Annotated in this window: 14 protein-coding genes and 2 tRNA genes; 8 read left to right on the plus strand and 8 right to left on the minus strand. The window is 33.5% G+C overall.

Annotated elements, in window-relative coordinates; translation table 11 throughout:
- Positions 1-20 precede the first annotated feature (20 nt).
- A complete protein-coding gene (gene clpX / locus B5X55_RS05670) occupies positions 21-1,256 on the plus strand; it encodes an ATP-dependent Clp protease ATP-binding subunit ClpX (RefSeq protein ID WP_079511651.1) in 1,236 nt (411 codons plus the stop codon).
- Positions 1,257-1,335: 79 nt separating this feature from the next.
- Here the strand turns inward: clpX and B5X55_RS05675 are convergent, their stop codons facing one another.
- Both B5X55_RS05675 and B5X55_RS05680 read right to left on the minus strand, forming a co-directional pair.
- Positions 1,336-1,893, minus strand: coding sequence for a dienelactone hydrolase family protein (locus B5X55_RS05675; protein WP_079511652.1), 558 nt, complete (start codon positions 1,891-1,893; stop codon positions 1,336-1,338).
- 252 nt (positions 1,894-2,145) lie between these two features.
- Positions 2,146-3,660, minus strand: a complete 1,515-nt coding sequence (locus B5X55_RS05680; RefSeq protein ID WP_079511653.1) for a GH3 auxin-responsive promoter family protein — start codon at positions 3,658-3,660, stop codon at positions 2,146-2,148.
- A 79-nt stretch (positions 3,661-3,739) separates the two neighbouring features.
- On the opposite strand from B5X55_RS05680, the gene B5X55_RS05685 reads away from it, so the two are divergent.
- Positions 3,740-4,534, plus strand: coding sequence for a DUF2797 domain-containing protein (locus B5X55_RS05685; protein ID WP_079511654.1), 795 nt, complete (start codon positions 3,740-3,742; stop codon positions 4,532-4,534).
- Here B5X55_RS05685 and B5X55_RS05690 read toward each other — a convergent pair.
- The 3 genes from B5X55_RS05690 to sppA are packed head-to-tail and all read right to left on the minus strand — an operon-like array spanning position 4,527 to position 9,768.
- Positions 4,527-7,256: an AsmA-like C-terminal region-containing protein gene (locus tag B5X55_RS05690; RefSeq protein ID WP_079511655.1), complete on the minus strand. Its 2,730-nt coding sequence runs from the start codon at positions 7,254-7,256 to the stop codon at positions 4,527-4,529. The genes B5X55_RS05685 and B5X55_RS05690 overlap by 8 nt on opposite strands.
- A gap of 31 nt (positions 7,257-7,287) precedes the next feature.
- Positions 7,288-8,004: a queuosine precursor transporter gene (locus tag B5X55_RS05695; RefSeq protein ID WP_079511656.1), complete on the minus strand. Its 717-nt coding sequence runs from the start codon at positions 8,002-8,004 to the stop codon at positions 7,288-7,290.
- Between the two features lie 3 nt (positions 8,005-8,007).
- Positions 8,008-9,768 carry a signal peptide peptidase SppA gene (gene sppA / locus B5X55_RS05700; RefSeq protein WP_079511657.1) on the minus strand — a complete coding sequence of 587 codons (1,761 nt, stop codon included), beginning with the start codon at positions 9,766-9,768 and terminating at the stop codon, positions 8,008-8,010.
- Between the two features lie 72 nt (positions 9,769-9,840).
- Between sppA and folK the strand changes: the two genes are divergently transcribed.
- Positions 9,841-10,983: a 2-amino-4-hydroxy-6-hydroxymethyldihydropteridine diphosphokinase gene (gene folK, locus B5X55_RS05705; protein WP_079511658.1), complete on the plus strand. Its 1,143-nt coding sequence runs from the start codon at positions 9,841-9,843 to the stop codon at positions 10,981-10,983.
- A 117-nt stretch (positions 10,984-11,100) separates the two neighbouring features.
- On the opposite strand, the gene B5X55_RS05710 is transcribed toward folK, so the two are convergent.
- The gene (locus B5X55_RS05710) at positions 11,101-11,631 is read right to left on the minus strand and encodes a TrmH family RNA methyltransferase (protein WP_079511659.1); all 531 of its coding nucleotides are present in this window, start codon (positions 11,629-11,631) and stop codon (positions 11,101-11,103) included.
- A 165-nt stretch (positions 11,632-11,796) separates the two neighbouring features.
- Between B5X55_RS05710 and mutS the strand changes: the two genes are divergently transcribed.
- From mutS to B5X55_RS05735, 5 genes are all read left to right on the plus strand, one after another.
- A complete protein-coding gene (mutS, locus tag B5X55_RS05715) occupies positions 11,797-14,379 on the plus strand; it encodes a DNA mismatch repair protein MutS (RefSeq protein ID WP_079511932.1) in 2,583 nt (860 codons plus the stop codon).
- 96 nt (positions 14,380-14,475) lie between these two features.
- A tRNA-Gly gene (locus B5X55_RS05720) sits at positions 14,476-14,547 on the plus strand.
- 45 nt (positions 14,548-14,592) lie between these two features.
- Positions 14,593-14,679: transfer RNA gene (locus tag B5X55_RS05725), tRNA-Leu, on the plus strand.
- A 134-nt stretch (positions 14,680-14,813) separates the two neighbouring features.
- Positions 14,814-15,449, plus strand: a complete 636-nt coding sequence (locus tag B5X55_RS05730) for a SanA/YdcF family protein (protein WP_079511660.1) — start codon at positions 14,814-14,816, stop codon at positions 15,447-15,449.
- A gap of 56 nt (positions 15,450-15,505) precedes the next feature.
- Positions 15,506-16,756, plus strand: a complete 1,251-nt coding sequence (locus B5X55_RS05735; protein ID WP_079511661.1) for an NRAMP family divalent metal transporter — start codon at positions 15,506-15,508, stop codon at positions 16,754-16,756.
- A 15-nt stretch (positions 16,757-16,771) separates the two neighbouring features.
- On the opposite strand, the gene B5X55_RS05740 is transcribed toward B5X55_RS05735, so the two are convergent.
- Positions 16,772-18,685, minus strand: coding sequence for an OmpA family protein (locus tag B5X55_RS05740; protein ID WP_079511662.1), 1,914 nt, complete (start codon positions 18,683-18,685; stop codon positions 16,772-16,774).
- Between the two features lie 11 nt (positions 18,686-18,696).
- The gene (locus B5X55_RS05745) at positions 18,697-19,680 is read right to left on the minus strand and encodes a PorP/SprF family type IX secretion system membrane protein (RefSeq protein ID WP_200811588.1); all 984 of its coding nucleotides are present in this window, start codon (positions 19,678-19,680) and stop codon (positions 18,697-18,699) included.
- Between the last annotated feature and the right edge of the window lie 5 nt (positions 19,681-19,685).

Raw genomic sequence — 19,685 nt, forward strand, 5'->3', positions numbered from 1 at the left:
TAGAATAGAGAAGTAAGATAATGGCAAAGGAAAATTTAGAATGTTCATTCTGCGGTAGAAAAAAACCAGAAACCAATTTGTTGATTGCAGGTCTTGACGCACACATTTGTGACCGTTGCATAGAGCAGGCTCACGGCATTGTTGCTGAAGAATCAAAACAGACAAAGACAAATGATCTTTCTTCCGAACTAGTCTTAAAAAAGCCTCAAGAGATTAAGGAGTTTTTAGACACCTTTATAATTGGGCAAGAACGAACAAAAAAAGTGATGTCTGTAGCTGTTTATAATCATTACAAAAGATTACTTCAACCATCTTCAAAAGAAGATGACATAGAGATTCAAAAAAGTAATATTATAATGGTTGGGCAAACGGGTACAGGTAAAACCTTAATGGCGAAAACTATTGCGAAATTACTTAATGTACCATTAGCTATAGTTGATGCTACAGTGTTGACCGAAGCTGGTTATGTAGGTGAAGATGTAGAAAGTATTTTAACTCGTCTTTTGCAGGCAGCAGACTACAATCTTGAAAAAGCTGAAAGAGGAATTGTATTTATTGATGAAATAGACAAGATAGCTCGCAAAGGTGACAACCCATCAATAACAAGGGATGTATCTGGTGAAGGGGTACAACAAGGACTTCTAAAATTATTAGAAGGTACCGTAGTCAATGTTCCCCCTAAAGGTGGAAGAAAGCATCCTGATCAAAAATTTATAGAAGTCAATACTGAAAACATACTATTCATTGCAGGTGGAGCATTTGATGGTATTGAACGTGCAATTACAAAACGTTTGAATATGCAAGCTGTAGGTTATAGTGCTTCAAAATCTGACAACTTTTTGGACACTAGCAATATGTTACAATATATAATACCTAGAGATTTAAAAGAATTTGGACTTATACCTGAAATTATTGGTAGACTTCCTGTTCTTACACATATGAATCCGTTAGACAAAAAGACATTAAGAGCTATTTTAACGGAACCTAAAAATGCCATCATCAAACAGTATGAGAAACTGTTTGCAATGGATGATATTACTTTCACAATCACCGAACAAGCATTGGACTATATTGTAGGCAAGGCAATTGAATACAAGCTTGGCGCTAGAGGCTTAAGATCATTATGCGAAGCAATCTTTACGGATGCAATGTTCGAGATGCCTAGCACAGGAGATACAACATTCAAAGTAACGAAGCCTTATGCTGAAGAAAAGTTATCTTACGACACCGTAAAAAAGTTAAAAGCAGTTTCTTAAATATGATCTGAATATTATATATAAAAAAAGCGTGGATAAATATCCACGCTTTTTTTATATTCTAAACCTATATATTATACTAGACCACTTTCTTAATTTGTGGAGCTATTTGTGTTACTTCTTGCAATAAGTCTAAGCACACTTTTTGAATGATTTTCTCATCAGAATAAAGTGTATGCCCATAATTGGAAACCACTTCCATATCGACACCTAATCTATCAGCCCATTCATCACTTGGCTTAAATGGATCATTTTCACCATATACCAATTGAAATGGAACATTTGGCCTTTCATTTTTTAAACGAATTCTTGTAGCCGAAACACTATAAAACGACTTAACAGGCAATCCTTTTTTTGCAGCTTCCCAAACAATCGTTGCTCCTATACTAAAAGCAAGATAATAACATGGTTCTTTCTCTTTTTTCAATAAATGAGAAACAGCTGTATCAATACCACCATCAACAAAGGCACTATGAATATTTTCTTCTGAATGCACTAAAATATCGAGGTTAGCCAATTGTTGGCTATCATAAAAGGTAATATCAAAATACTGTTGAAGATATCCTAAATATGAAGTAATCCACAACCCTTTCTTAGCGCCCCACATATCTGAAACAATCACTAATTTCTGTGCCATAATAATAGTATTTTATAGTTTGGTTAAGTTTTCCTACAGCAAGTTGGATTTTTAGCTTCAGTTAACAACATTTAATTGTTTACTGGCTTAAAAATATCGATGTAGTCCCTTTTAGCGAGAATCTCATACTAAAAAGCAGCCATTCAACTAGCTATCACTTAGCCTCTTAAACCATAGTAAAGTTAATTCAACTATTGAGCCAAAATAAAAATTTGTTGTGATTAGACTAAAAAAAGGTGTGTATAGAGGTAATTACTTGTTCATTTGTAATAATTCCTCTAAATAATCACGTTTATTGGAAAGTCTTGGTATTTTATGCTGCCCTCCAAGTTTATCATTAGCTTTTAACCAATCATAGAATAAATCTTTACGAGCAATATGCACCAAGGGTAAGTTTAATGTAATATTATTTAATCGTTTTGCCTCGTAATCAGAATTGAGTGATTTCAATGCATTGTCAAATACACCTACAAACGAATTAAAATCTTTTGGCAAGGTTCTAAATTCTATTACCCACTCATGAGCTCCTTTTTCTTTATTAACCATAAAAACAGGTCCGGCAGTATAATCTATAATTTCAGCCTTGGTTTTAGCACAAGCTATTTTTAACGCTTCCTCGGCATTTTCAATAATCAACTCTTCCCCAAAAACATTAATATGATGTTTGGTACGCCCAGTTACCTTTATTCGATACGGACTTTTGGAAGTAAACCTAACTGTATCCCCAATTTTATAGCGCCATAAGCCAGAGTTGGTGGTAATGATAATTGCATAATTTTTTCCTAGTTCAACTTCCCATAACGGAATAGCTTCTTGCTCTAAAGTGCCATAAACATCCATCGGAATAAACTCATAAAAAATACCATAATCTAACATTAGTAAAAGATCCTCCTCATTATTTCTATCTTGAATAGCAAAAAAACCTTCTGAAGCATTATATATTTCGTAATACCTGAAATTTTCATTTGGAAGTATTTTTTTATACTGTTCTTTATAAGGATTAAAGTTTACACCGCCATGAAAGTAAACCTCTAAATTTCCCCATACTTGAAATAAATTCTCCTTACCTGTTTCTTCTAAAACTTTATTCATCAAAACCAACATCCATGATGGAACACCGGCAAGACTAGTAACATTCTCATGCATACTTTCATGAATAATCGCCATCAGCTTACTCTCCCATTCACTCATCAAAGAAACCTTATTACTGGGCGTACTACTGTATTCTGCCCATAATGGCATGTTATCGATAAGAATGGCCGATAAATCCCCAAACAAAGAGCCATTATCCTCATAGAGCTCTTTACTGCCTCCTAAACGCAGGCTTTTACCTGTAAACAATTGCGAATTTTCATTATTGTTTAAATAAAGACAAAGTAAATCTTTGCTTGACTTATAATGGCAATCCTCTAAAGCCTCACTACTAACAGGAATAAACTTACTTTTTGCATTTGTGGTTCCACTACTTTTAGCAAACAACTTCACCTTAGTAGGCCAAAAAAGATTTTGTTCACCTTTTCGAGTACGCTCAATTATTGGTTCAATTTGTTCATAAGATACTATCGGTAAACGTTCTTTAAATGTATTATATGATTCAATAGAATCGAATTCATATTTTCTACCTACTTCAGTGTCTTCTGCAAACTCAAGCAATTGCAATAAAACTTCTTCTTGAACCTCTTCTGGGTACTTTAAAAAAAGTTCTATCTGATGATATCGCTTCTTCAATAACCAAGAGGCAATGGAATTAAATAAAGGAATTGGCATTTATCGGTATCTTTGTGTTGCTAAAAATAGCGTATCTAAGTATCATTTTCAAATTGACTATTCAATAAGCTGACTAAACATGCAATACGAAGGAGTACTAAAAAAAATGCAAACAGAAATAGGTCATCCTATACAATATTATATGTTGTTTGAATCTGATTTTCTAAATGTAAATCAAGTCCTCGATAAAAATTTAAAAATAGAATTTATAAAATTTCAATGTCTAAACTGCGGAAATGACAGACCTATTTACAGACAAGGTTTTTGTAAGACATGTTTCTTTGAAATACCATCTGCTGGAGATTGGATAATGCGTCCAGAATTGAGCACAGCCCATTTAGACCAAGAAGATAGAGATTTAGTGTATGAGAAAAAAGTGCAATTACAACCACACATCGTCTATTTAGCCAATTCAAGTAATGTTAAAGTTGGTGTTACCAGAAAAGGCCAAATACCCACAAGGTGGATTGACCAAGGTGCACATGAAGCTATTGAAATCGTAGAAGTACCCAACAGGTATCTTGCAGGCATTACAGAAGTTGCCTTAAAAAATCATGTTGGTGACAAAACTAATTGGCGTACTATGCTGACCAATAACGTTGTAGATGAGAACCTTATAGAATGGCGCGAAAAATTAAAACAATACATTCCAGAAGAAGCACTTCCTTATTATTTAGACAATAAAAGTGAAACCCAGATGGAGTTCCCTGTATTGCAATATCCGAGTAAAGTAAAAAGTCTTAACCTTGATAAAACACCTTTATTTGAAGGTAAATTAAAAGGAATAAAAGGGCAGTATCTAATATTCGAAGACAACACCGTATTTAATATTAGAGGCAGTGAGGGTTATTATGTAGGCCTAACAGTTAATTAACTGTATCCTTTTTCTTTTTACCTAGCAAACCACCTAAGATATCTTTCGCTTTTTCTTTTACCACTTCCTTTTCGTTTTTAACAGGAACTGAGTCTTTCTTAACAGTTGCACTATCGCTTGGTTTTTTAGTAGCAAGTATTCCGCCTAAAATGTCCTTAGCCTTTTGTTTATTCGAAGTTGTATCTTTTTTAATTGAATCTGATTTAGTTTGATTACCACTTAAAATACTACCTATTAAATCTTTAGCCTTATCGGTACCTTTATTAATAAGTTTCTGCTTTTCTACCTCAATCAATTTTGTCGTTAGTTCTTTTACTCCTGAAGTTAAATCTGTAGTTACTTGCGGACTATTATATAATCCTCCAATATTAGCAATAACAGGTATTTTCAAATCTGTCAATGCGGTGTCATCAATTTTAGCTATTAATTTAGTGATTTCAGAACCTAGATATTTAGCAGGCACCTGCATCGTGGCCTTGTAGTTCAATTTTTTATCGAATGTATGGCTACCATCAATATTTATGGAAATATCCTTATAATTAATCGTAAATGGCTTTACAGTAACTATACCATCTTTAAATGAAAGTGATGTTTTTAAGTCTTTTAGGTTTAGTTGTTTTAAATCAATAAAATTCAACTTAGAAACAAGCGAATTCAATACTGGTGATGATTCCGTACTAATTTCATCAGTCATTAAATCTGCGAACAGATCTCCACTCAAGGATAAAAGATCAGGCAATAAATCATCGGTTAAATTACCAGACAACGAAATGTCAGAAGTTAGTTTTCCTTTTAATATTTGCGCTATTGGTGCAATGGTTTGAAACAATTCAATAGAATTGAACGTTTCTTGAATACCTAATTGATTTAAGTCTAATTTCATGGCAAAAGTCGAAATCTCATTTTTGGTAGATACTTCTCCATTAAAAGACATTTTACCTCCGAACAAACCAGAAGACATGTTACTTAAAGTAGCAGTTTCGTCTTTTATCTTTAGAACACCGGTAACATCACTTAAAACAATATCATCATACATTACTTGTTTGGCGTTGGCATTTATGGTTGCATCAAGAAATGATGGAATTTTAATTTTTTCCGTTTGAACCGTTCCACCACCTTCACCATTACTAGTTGCAGATGTGGTTTCAGTTTCAGCGACCATAAAATCATTTAAAGCAAACCGCTCAGATTTTAAATTAAAATTCCCTTCAACCTTTTCGTCATTAAACATAAACCCTAAAAGGTTGTTAATAGTACCCGTTACGTCAAAATCAGTTTTACCTGTTGTACCATTTAAACTATTTAACGTAACTGTTTTCGGATTGAAAGTTAAACTTGCCTTAGTAAATTTAACGGGGTTCGCCAGTTCTTCAGAATTATATTCAAAATTCGCAACACTTAAATCACCATTAGTGTTCGTTTTCTCATATTGCTTTTTTTCAACAGAAGCCATATCGAAAACTGTTGTAATATCTGCTTTTAAAAGACCTTTTAAATCATAACCGGCCGGCACAGGATATGCTTTTGAAATATTAGCCAAGTTCATCACCCCGTCTACATGAGCCTTTACTTTAGTATTACCCATAAGCTCGGTAATATTAGACGTAAGATTAAACTTGTCTTCATCAATCATAAATGAAGCTTTATTTATATCTACATAGGTATCTTCTGTAATACCAGTTTTGTTATTTAATTGAATATCAAAAAAGACATTACGCACAGCTTTAGGTAAATCTGGATATTTGAAAGATGCATTATCCGATTTAATTTCAATATTAAATTTAGGAATGTGAGTATCATCTATAATACCGTTAAAATTACCATTTACAATAAAATCACCCGTGGTAGTAACATTTTCAATATTCTTAGAATATATTTCTGGCATAACCCCCAAAAAGTTTTTAAAATCTGAAGAAGGGGTTTTAAAGGTTAAATCTATTACTTGATTTTCATCATTCACAACAACAAAACCATCAAATACTAAAGGAAGCTGATTAACTAGAGCTTCGTTCTTTAAAAAGGAATATTTGTTTTGGTTTAAATCTATGCCTATTAAAGCATCTAATTTCACCTTGTTTTTATTCAGATAATTTACACTATCCATTTCAAACGAAACCAAAGCATCGGTATGTGTGTCTAACACTGAAGTTGCTAGAGATAAATCGCCTGTTCCTTTATGTTGAAAATCATCTAACTTTAAAGTTATACCCATTGACTTATCTGTATAATAAATTTTAGAGTTTGAAATCTCATATGATTGTAAATCAAAAGAGAAACCTTCGGCACTATTAGATTCTTCAACCGTTGTGTTTTCTGAAACTACTGTGATATCATAATTGGCATTCTCATTTTTATCAAAGACTACATTCAACAATGCACCGTCTAAATAAATATTATTAATAGCAATCGCATCTTCAGTGCCTTTAAACAATTGCATAATGCCCATTGTTAAATCTAGCGTATTGGCCTTAAACAAAGTATCTCCCTCAAAAGGAGCTTTATTGATTAAAACTACATTTTTAAATTTCACCTCTGCATTAGGAAAACTGCTAAATAAACTCAAATTTGCATCTGAGAAATCTAGTGTAGCATTCACATTATTATTGACATTATTTTTTATAATATCACCAATTTTTGCCTCTAAGAAAAAAGGTGCGGCAATTAGCACTGCTATTATCAACAATAGAATTACACCTACAATTTTCAATATTTTCTTACCCATGGTATATTTTTATACTATTTTATTTAAACTATTATTCTATTATATCTAAGTCCAATTCTTCATTTGGCTTTAGATTAAAACGTTTTCTCATTATATATACGAAGAAATAGAGAAAAGGAGTGTCAAAGAATGCTATAAAAATCTTAAAAATAAATCCGCTTACCACTAGTCCGAAAAATAGTTCCCATGGTAGTACTTTGAAGACACATAACAGTCCCACAACGGTAAACGTGTCTAGAAATTGCGAAAGAAATGTAGAAAAATTATTACGCAACCATAGATACTTTCCTTTGGTCAATTTTTTCCAAAAATGATAAATCGCAACATCGACATATTGCGCTAATAAATAGGCAATCATTGAAGCTAAAACAGCAATGGGTGATAAAGCAAAAACTTGAGTAAACGTTTGGTCATCTATTGGTGAAGTGGGTATTGCAGGAGCCACTTCTGCCAACAAAATAATACCCATAGAAAAGAAAGAGGCAAAAATACCGGCAGTGACTATCTGATTTGCCATTTTTCTACCATATATTTCAGAAATAAGGTCAGTGATTAAAAAGGTTATAGGATAAGGCAAAATACCTACCGAAACCTCAAAAAGCGAAACTCCAAATACCGTAAAATCACCAAAAGGATTCCAATAAAAAAATTTTTGAAAAATAAGATTCGATACTACTAAGGAGGTAATAAACAGTGCCCCTAAATATAAATAAATACGTTGTGCTAGTTTCCTATCCTTTAACGTCATCGTTTATTTGATATCCAAAGCAAAAGGCATTCTTGCCTGTATGCCTTTTTGTTCTTTGAAAGACTTTAACTCTTTAAGAATCATATAAGCTTCATCGCCAATTTCATTTTTCAGCAGATTATCTTTTAATTGTAAACTAGCGCCTTCTAAATCTTCCATAAAGCGCTCAAAGCCACTTTTATATCTAGGAAATTTTTTAACACTATAAGACTTTAAAGAAGCGATTTCCGCAGCCGCAGAAATAGCGTCATCTAAATTCCCTAATTCGTCTACCAAACCTATTTCCAAAGCCTCAGTACCGCTCCAAACGCGACCTTGAGCAACACTATCTACTTGTGCCATGGTCATATTACGACCTTCAGATACACGTTGTAAAAATGTTTGGTACGTATCTTCAATACTCTCTTGAATTTGATTTTTAAAACTCTCTTGCATCGGTTCAAACAAAGAATAATCAATGGCATTCTTATTGGTACCAACCTGTTCTGCATTTATTCCAATATTATCAGCCAATTCTGTTATATTCGGTACAGTACCAAAAACACCAATTGAACCAGTAATTGTAGTTGGCTCAGCAAATATCTTATCTGCACCTGCAGCTATATAATAACCACCAGATGCTGCTACGTTACCCATAGAGACAATAACTGGCTTTACTTTTTTAGTAAGCGCTACTTCCCTCCAAATAATATCTGAAGTCAAAGCACTACCGCCCGGTGAATTAACTCTTAATACAATTGCCTTAACACTTTCATCTTCCCTTGCCTTAATTAAAGCCTCATTAATAATTCCCTGTCCTATAATATTTGGACCACCTTCCCCATAAAAAATTTCTCCTTGAGCAAAGACAACCGCAATCTTATCATCACCAGATTTCAATGTTTTCTTATTGGAGTATTTCACATAATCATCTAATGTGCTAATATTAATATTATCCTCTTTTTTTATATCTAAGGCATTAGACAATTTATTTTCATATTCATCGTAAAAAACAATATCATCTACAAGCCCCGATTTTTTTGCATATTTAGGTGTTCTACCACCTAAGGTGTCAGCTATACTATTTAAATCAGATGCTGAAATGCCTCTTGTATTTGAAATATCGGTCACCATAGAATTCCACAGCGATTGAAGTAATGAAGTCAACTGACTTCTATTTGCCTCACTCATGTTATTCTCTAAGTAAGGTTCTACCGCGCTTTTATACTTACCATGGCGAATCACCTCCATTTTAACACCCGATTTTTCCTGTAATTCTTTGAAATAAAGCACTTCAGTAGATAATCCTTTAAAATCTAACACGCCCACAGGGTTCATAAAAATTGAATCTGCCACACTTGCCAAATAATAATCGCGCTGCATATAAAAATCTGCATAGGCATAAATAAACTTACCATCAGACTTAAAGTCTTCTAACGCCCCTCTAATTGCTTGTGTTTGCGCCAAGCCAGCAATAATAAAGTTGTTATTAATACTAATACCTTTTATACGTTCATCATTTTTAGCTACTTCAATAGCATGCAAGATTTCATCTAAACCTTGAGACTGTTCAAAAATACCAGCAAATGGATCAAGCTCATTTGTTCCCGTATAATCTGAAATAGGACGCTGTAACTGAAGCTCTAATATTGAATTGCTTTTCACCGCAACAGTATCTTCGCCACTACTTACAAGCGTGACAAATATTAAAAACATAACAAATAAGATTCCGAATGCGAATAGGGAACCCAAAATAGAGGCTAAGAAATTTCTCAAAAAATTCATGCAAATCTTTCTTTTAAATAGTTAACAAAGATAACTAATGTGAATATGTTTTAGTTATTTTGTCCCAATATTATGGGAGTGTACAAAACAGCATATTTATCTATTGGAAGTAATTTAGGAAACAGGGAACTTCTATTACAAAAAGCTATTTTCGAAATAGGAAAGAAAGCCGGAGAAATTAGACAGGTCTCCGCTATTTATGAAACACCTTCATGGGGTTTTGAAGCAGAAGATTTTTTAAATGCATGTTTAGAAATTCAAACATTATTAACACCAGAAAACCTGTTAGCTACAATTTTAGAAATTGAAGCAAACTTTGGTAGACTAAGAAATAATAGTGAAGGCTATCAAAGCAGAACACTCGACATTGACATTATCTACTATGAAAAGGAAGTTATTAGAACACCGAGTTTAACCATACCGCATCCTAAACTTCAAGACCGTAAATTTATTTTAAAGCCTTTGGCAGATATCTCGCCACAATTCTATCACCCCATTTTTAATAAGGACACAAGAAATCTATTACAAGAATGCAAAGATAAAAGCATCCTTACTAAAAGAACCATAAAACTCTTCATAAACCGACATTCACTTTTTGCCAGTTTTAATTATTTGGCTATTGAAGGTAACATTGGCGCTGGTAAAACAACCTTAGCAACAAAAATTTCTGATGATTTTAATGCTAAATTAATATTGGAACGATTTGCCGAAAATCCGTTTCTACCTAGTTTTTATGAGGACCAAGCTAGGTATGCTTTTCCGCTAGAGATGTCTTTTTTGGCCGATCGCTATCAACAATTTACAGAAGACACAAATCAGCTTGACCTCTTTAAAAGTTTTATGGTGAGCGATTATGACATATACAAATCATTAATTTTCGCAAAGGTCACCTTGCAGCAAAACGAATTTGAGCTTTACCGCAAAGTTTTCAATTTCATGTACAAGGAGGTTAAAAAACCAAGAATATACGTTTATCTGTACCAAACCACAGAACGACTTTTAGAGCAAATAAAAAAGCGTGGTAGAGATTATGAACAAAATATTGAACTCTCTTACCTTGAACGAATAAATAGAGGTTATTTTGACTTTCTAAAGACCTATCCTAAAGAAAATCAACTAGTTATAGATGTAAGTAATTTAGATTTCGTGAGCCATAATAGAGATTATGAAACTATTTTAACTAAGATTGAAGATTTCGCATTATCATCACTATAACGCAATATATTGTGTTATTTCTTGCGTAAATGAAAAGGATTTACTTTATTGTACCAGCATAAGTGCAACTAACTAACTCAAACTATACTTGAAAACCTGGTCATTGACCAGGTTTTTTTATGCATTTAATTTATTCCAGCAATCCCAAACTACAACACCAACACTTACCGAAATATTTAAAGAGTGCTTTGTTCCAAACTGGGGAATTTCTAAAATCTCATCACTTGCTGAAACTACATTTTGTGCAACACCTTTCACTTCGTTACCAAAGATCAAAACCTGTTTTTCATCCTTCGCGGGAATATATTTATTTAATTGAGTCGCATTCTCAGCTTGTTCTACCGATATCACATGACATCCTTCAGTTTTTAACTTCTCAACTAAATCAATAGTCTCAGACACATACTCCCAATCAACACTTTCGGTAGCTCCCAAAGCAGTTTTATGAATATCTTTATGAGGAGGCGTAGCGGTTATGCCGCACAAGTATATTTTTTCAACCAAAAAAGCGTCTGCTGTTCTAAAAACCGAACCTATATTATTCAAACTACGAATATTGTCTAAAACAATAATTATCGGAGTCTTACCAGCAAGTTTAAATTCTTCTACACCCTTTCTATCAAGCTCCTCATTTCGTAGTTTCCTCATGCTTTTATTTAATTTTTAGCAGCAAATTAATGTGATAAACTTATCCGCAAATATCAACAATGATTTAAAATCGATGGATAAAATCATACTTTCGTATAGATACAAAATTAATGAGATAAAGATAAAGTGGCGGATAAAAGCAAGATAAAAAAGGTAACCCCTTTAATGAAGCAATACAATACCATCAAGACCAAATATCCTGATGCGTTATTGCTTTTTCGAGTAGGTGATTTTTACGAAACTTTTGGTGAAGATGCCGTTAAGGCTTCTCGTATTTTAGGAATCATTCTTACTAATAGAAATAATGGTGGTGAACGAACAGAATTAGCCGGATTTCCCCATCATTCATTAAACACTTATTTACCGAAATTAGTAAAGGCAGGGCTACGTGTTGCGATTTGCGATCAGCTAGAAGACCCTAAACAAACCAAAACGATTGTTAAGAGAGGAGTTACTGAATTGGTAACCCCGGGAGTGGCGATGAATGATGATATACTTCATTCAAAGACTAATAATTTTCTCTGTGCAATTCATTTTGGAAGAAAAAAAATTGGAATTTCTTTAGTTGATATATCTACAGGTGAATTTTTAACATCGGAAGGTAGTGAAGAACAAATCGATAAACTATTACAGAATTTTTCCCCTAATGAAATTTTAATCTCTAAAGCCCATAAAAAAGAATTTACCGAAGTATTTGGCAAAAACCATCATTTATTTTATTTAGAAGATTGGGTATTTCAAGAAGATTATGCTTTAGAAAACCTTAATTCACACTTCAACACCAAAACATTAAAAGGCTTTGGAGTTGATCATTTAAAATATGGTGTTATTGCATCTGGTGTTATATTACATTATTTAGGAGAAACGCAGCATCGCCAATTACAGCATATTACAAAATTGCAGCGAATCGTCGAAGATGATTATATATGGATGGATAGGTTCACTATAAGAAATTTAGAACTATACCATTCAACAAATGTAAATGCTGTCACTCTTTTAGATGTCATTGACAAAACTATCTCCCCAATGGGAGGGCGAATGATAAAGCGATGGCTTGCTTTACCACTTAAAAATCTAGAAAAGATAAAACGGAGGCAACAAATAGTTTCTTTCTTATATAACGAAGACGTAGTTCTAGAAAAATTTCAGCACCACATTAAACAGATGGGCGATTTAGAGCGCTTAATCTCTAAAGTTGCAACAGGTAAAGTCAACCCTAAAGAAGTTGTACAACTTAAAAATTCACTTGAAGCTTTAATACCAATTAAGCAATTAGCAACAGCTTCTAAAAATGAATCTTTAGCGTTAACTGGAGACCAAATACAATCTTGCGACTTATTAAGAGAAAAAATAAAAGAAATGCTAAGTGAAGAGGCGCCTGTTAATATTTTAAAGGGTAGTACCATCGCAAAAGGTTTTTCTGAAGAATTAGATGAACTTAGAGGGTTGGCAACGTCTGGTAAAAATTATTTAAACAGCATGCTAGAGAGAGAGACTGCCGCAACCGGCATAACCTCACTTAAAATTGCTTCTAACAATGTTTTTGGGTATTACATTGAAGTAAGAAATACGCATAAAGACAAAGTACCAGATACTTGGACACGTAAGCAGACCTTGGTCAATGCAGAACGCTACATTACAGATGAATTAAAAGAATATGAAGCAAAAATACTAGGAGCAGAAGATCGCATCTCAACATTAGAGCAACAACTATTTTCGCAGTTGGTCGTTTGGATGCAGGAATATATTTCCCCAGTTCAAAACAATGCACACCTAATAGCACAACTTGACTGTCTTTGTGGATTTGCTCAATTGGCTAAAGAAAATTCATATAACTGCCCAGAGCTTAATGATTCAACTGATTTGCAAATTACCGATGGAAGGCATCCTGTTATTGAAAAACAACTGCCTTTAGGTGAGCAATATATCGCTAACAACTTGCAATTAGATAGATCTTACCAGCAGTTCATAATGATTACCGGACCGAACATGAGTGGTAAATCGGCATTATTAAGACAAACAGCTTTAATTGTACTACTTGCACAAATGGGAAGTTTTGTGCCTGCTGAAAGTGCTAAAATAGGGGTCGTTGATAAAATATTCACCCGTGTTGGTGCCAGTGATAATATTTCGATGGGCGAATCAACCTTTATGGTTGAAATGAACGAAACGGCGTCAATACTTAATAACCTATCAGAACGTAGTTTGGTTTTATTAGATGAAATAGGAAGAGGAACCAGCACTTACGATGGTATTTCAATTGCCTGGGCAATTTCAGAATATCTACATGAGCACCCAGCCAGGGCAAAAACGATGTTTGCTACACATTACCACGAACTTAATGAAATGACGAACACGTTTAATCGCATTAAGAATTTCAATGTAGCCATCAAAGAATTGAAAGATACCGTTCTATTTCTTAGAAAATTAGTTCCTGGCGGCAGTGAGCATAGTTTTGGTATTCACGTTGCAAAAATGGCAGGCATGCCACAACAAGTAATTCAAAAAGCGAATAAGATTTTAAAAAAGTTGGAAAATAAGCACGTTAACCAAGAAATCGGTGATCAACTTAAAACCACTTCAAACGAAATGCAATTGAGTTTTTTCAACTTAGATGATCCTTTATTAGAAGAAATAAAGGAAGAAATCACACATTTAGACATTGACACCCTTACTCCAGTAGAGGCATTAATGAAGTTAAATGAAATTAAAAGGCTGTTAACCAAGGACAAGAAGGCGACCTCATAAATTTTTTTATTCTTTTGCTCATTTTTACTTTGGTTTTTACAGAATTGTATTAAATTTGCACCCGCATCTTTTAAGAGATGCACGTTCTTAAAAATTGCGAAAGTAGCTCAGGGGTAGAGCATCACCTTGCCAAGGTGGAGGTCGCGGGTTCGAATCCCGTTTTTCGCTCAGAAAATGTTGCTAGCCAGCATTTTTTATTCAAATGCCAAATATGCTCGAGTGGTGGAATTGGTAGACACGCCGGACTTAAAATCCTGTGCTCTTTGGGGCGTGCGGGTTCAAGTCCCGCCTCGAGTACCAAAACCCTTGTTAATCTTCTGATTTTCAAGGGTTTTTTATTTTAATCTATTTCTCAAGATTAACCCCGTTACTTTTTAATTTAATAGAACTTAAAGTCATTTGGTATTTCTTACCTTTAAACTTGACTTTTTTACATGCTAAGAAAAATTATTAAAATTTTAGGTGCGTTATGTCTAGTGCTCTTACTAGTTATTTTGGCCTGCAATTTTATTATTTCAAGCACCACTGAAGACAAAACGTATTCTGACATTAATACTATACCACCCAATAGAGTAGGACTTGTATTAGGGACTTCTAATAGAATATCTAACGGTTCTTCAAATCCATACTACACCTATCGCATAGATGCAACAGTAGCGTTATATAAAGCTGGCAAAATCAAATTTATTTTAGTGAGTGGTGATAATGGTAGCATTTATTACAATGAACCAAATACCATCAAAAAAGATTTAATAAAAGCAGGAATCCCAGAAGAGGTGATTTTTTTAGACTATGCAGGTTTTAGAACATTAGACTCTATGGTTCGGGCAAAATTTATTTTCGGACTTGACAACGTTACTGTAATCTCACAAAAATTCCATAATGAGAGAGCAATATATATTGCCCATCAAAAAGGACTAAAAGCTATAGGTTTCAACGCCCAAGACTTATCTACCTCTCAAGGATTCAAAGTTCATCTCAGAGAATATTTGGCACGAGTGAAAGTTTTTATTGATATGATATTAAACACCCAGCCAAAATTTTATGGAGCTACTATTGAAATAAAATAATCAAGACCACTTACCCTAAATAGTTTACATTTATTGGTGCAACCAAATTACAAAGCGTGTCAAAACTTAAAATAATATTAAGAAATTTAGGACCTGGAATGTTATTTGCAAGTATGGCAATCGGCACCTCCCATTTAGTACTATCTACAAAAGCAGGTGCACAATATGGCTGGATTATGGTGATACCTATAATTCTAGCTAACATCCTCAAATATCCATTCTTTGAATTTGGAGTACGATATACAAGCGTTACCAATAAAACCTTAATTGAAGGATATCTACATCGCGGCAAGGGTTATTTATGGTTCTATGCAGGTATTACACTACTAACCACATTTACCATTCTAGCAGCTCTTTACACCGTAACTGCGGGATTGTTTATTAATCTATTCAACATCACCAATACGTCTATTTCTATTGTAGCACTAGGTTTATTTTTAATTATAAGTATTATTCTAATTTTTGGAAAATATAAGTTCTTAGAAATCAGTCTAAAATTCGTGGTTAGCATTCTCTTCATCGCATTGCTTATCACAACGGTATTAGTCCTAATCCAAGGTCCTGTTACTCATGTTCCAAATTTCAAACCAACACCTATTTTCAACGAGTTTGGTATACTTTTTTTAATTGGTTTAATGGGCTGGATGCCTACAGCGGTTGAAGCCTCAAGTTGGATAAGTCTTTGGAGTATAGAAAAATGGAAAAATCAAGACAAACCAAGTTTAAAAGAATCACTTCAAGAGTTTAATATCGGATATGGCATAACGACCATATTAGCTGTTTTTTTTATGATTATAGGTTGGTTTACCTTATACGGAACCAACATTCAACTAAGCAACAATGCAGTAAGTTTTGCCGACCAAGTGGTTTTATTATTTACTAATCATATTGGTTCTTGGGCATACATTTTCATCGCAATTTCTGCATTTGCAACAATGTTCAGTACATGTTTAACTGCACATGATGCATTAACCAGAGTAAGTCTAGACATTGTATCTCTATTGAATCCGAAAACTAAAATATTCAGCACCAAATTAGCATTTGGTATTGGAGTAATGCTTTTAACCATTATCAACTTTATAGTCATTGCAGCATTTAGCGCAAATATGGGTAAGCTGGTGGCTTTGGCTACTTTCGTTTCATTTATTGTAGCCCCAATAGTTGGGTATATGAATTTGAAGAATGTAACTAGTAGTGATCTTGACCCAAGTTTCTGGCCTGGTAAGAAGTTAAAAATACTGACCTATGCAGGTATTCTATTCTTATCGTGTTTTTCGCTGTATTATTTTTACATCGTAATATTCTAAAAAAAATCATTCGCATTAATCTACAACCACGATTAAGGTACGTTCATTTTGCTTATGTAGAAAATCTAAACAATAGGCTCCATTGGTACAGTTGTTTTTAATCATCTCTTCACCATAACCAATTGCATCAACAATATTATTAGAGGTTAAACCATTCTTCAACAAATAATCTTTTATAACATTAGATCTATCTTGTGATAGCTTCTTATTATAAGAATCACTACCTCTACTGTCTGTATATGTTTCAATCTTTAATCTTAATTGAGGAAAACGCGATACTGCATCAACTACCTTATTTAGTTCTGCTTCTACTTGTGCATTTAAAACAGCTTTTCCTTTATCAAAGTAAAATTTATCAAGTTTTAAAATAGTTTTACCTTCACTTTCTAAAACCAAATCCTCTAACCTAGCAAGGCCTAACATATAAGAAGTCCTTTGAATCTCTTCCATCCCTTCTTCTGAATAGGATGTTGAAAAAATAGAATATCCATCCTTTAAAGCCTGTATAGTCACCTGTTTTTGCCAAGGAATTTCAATTCTAAAATCACCTGTCGCTGTAGAACTTACCTCCTTTAACATTTCACCCTTATGATTTAACAACCTCACTTGCGCACCACTTACCCCATTTTTTTTCACTAAGTCAACAACCTTTCCACCTAAAGAAAATGTCTTTAAACCTGGTAAGTTCTTTAATGTAAACCGATAAAGATCATCTCCACCTTTACCTCCTTTACGATTAGATGAGAAATACCCTGAATAGCTATTATTCACATCATTCTTAATTATAAAACCAAAATCATCAGATGTTGAATTGACACCCTCACCAAGATTAACAGGTATGGTATACGAATCAATTCCAATAATATTTGATTTATAAACATCCATTCCCCCTAGTCCGTAAAAAACATCAGAAGAAAAATATAAACTTCCATCAAAAATGAAAGGAGCAATTTCGTTTCCTGGTGAATTAATTCTCGGACCTAAATTAATAGGCGCAGACATTATTTGCCCGTTGTTTGTATATACATAATACAAATCTGTACCACCGTAACTGTCATCGAAATTGGCAGCAAAATACAATCGTTCAGACTTGTCATCGAAATATGGATAATAAAAAGATGTACTTAGATCTTTTAATATAAATCGAAATCTTCCAGTATCGGTTAACGTACCAATAGCCAATGCATTTTTGCCATTTTCATCATATCTAAGCTCATCATCTTCAGTGTTAGACAGTATATAAAAAAAAGTTGATAATTTATCAGAATAGAAAGGAGTCGACTTATGAAACTTTGTGGCAGGTATTTTATCAAAAACCTCAACATCAAACAATTCATTACTAGCATTTAATTTTCCAAAATAGATATCTAAATATGATTCTCCTGAAGGCTCATATATTTTTTTTGCATTTTGTATTCTACTACTACTAAACAACAAACCATTTTTATAAAAAGTAGGTGAAAAATCTCCTTGAGGACTATTTATAGCCACATTTACTATTGTACTCTTATCACTTTCTTTAGGAATTTCTAAAAGACTATAATTAAACTCTGCGTTCTCTAAAAGCTCTGGCGACAACATATCAGCTTTCGACCTTAAAAAAGTCTTTACCCTATCTCTCTCTGAGTTTTTAGATAGACTTTGAAGCATCTTATTAAATCGATTGACCGACATAATAGTATCATTCTTGTTCACTTCCAAATAAAGTTCTGACGCATTATCAAAGCTACCAGTATTAAAATAAGAATCGGCTAGGTTTAATAACTGATGGTTCGTTAACGGATTCTTTTCCATTTCACTTCTATACTCCGTTATTGCTTGTTGGTATTGATAGCTATAATACAGATTATCAGCTTTAGATTTTTTATCCTGCGCTGAAACCATCAATGGAACGAAAACTAGTAATACTATGATTAATTTAAATCTCATGTTAGTGCACTTTAAAAGAATCGAGGTGAATCAATTTGTTTAGGTTTACCTTTTACATTTTTATCATTACCATCCTTTGTAGATTTGGCTCCGTCTCTACCTAAATAGAATTTAAGAATAATCTCATGTGACCCATTATTAAACTCGCCAAGTAAATTGGTGTTATAATCATATGAATAACCTACAAATAATGAGTTTGAAACTTGAAGACCTGCCAAACCACTAAAGGCGTTCTCTATACGGTAAGAGACACCAGCAGTAAATACGTCTGAAATTAAAAAATTACTAGATAAGTTCACGTTAACCGGAGAGCCTTTAAGCGTATTTATCAAGAAAGCTGGTTTAAATTTTAGATTATCTGAAAGGTCGAATACATAACCTCCAATTAAATTGAATTGTAGCTTGTCTTCAACTATTGAAGCCACTTCTTCATTATATACACCTTCAGTTAAAAAATTCGGCACTGAAGCCCCTAGATACCAGTTATCTGAATATAGAAAAGCACCCGCACCAACGGTTGGGTAAAACTTACTTAGCATTTCACCATTAAGGTCTTCACCAGGGTTCTCAAAAGTACCTTTTGTAAAGTCAACATTTAAAAATGACCCACCTGCATCAATACCAAAAGACAATTTTGTCTCATCGGTTACCATTACCTGATATGAATAAGAAATATCAGCATAGGTTTGTGAAACCGGCCCTAATTGATCACTTATTATATTAAGTCCGATCCCTACTTTTTCATTTTTAAAAGGCAAGTTCGCACCAAAACGAAATGTTCTTGGAGCACCCGGTATGTCTATCCATTGCGCTCTATATAGGCCAGATAATTCTGGCGTTTCTACCGTACCCACATAGGCGGGGTTAAAGCTACCAATGTTGTACATGTATTGAGTATACTGTGGTTCTTTCTGTGAAAATGCTTGAAAGCTTAACAGAGAAAATAGCAGAAAAGCTACAGTATAACTCGATTTTTTTAAGTTATAATCCATCATATATT

Source organism: Maribacter arcticus (assembly GCF_900167935.1).
Classification (GTDB): Bacteria; Bacteroidota; Bacteroidia; order Flavobacteriales; family Flavobacteriaceae; genus Maribacter; species Maribacter arcticus.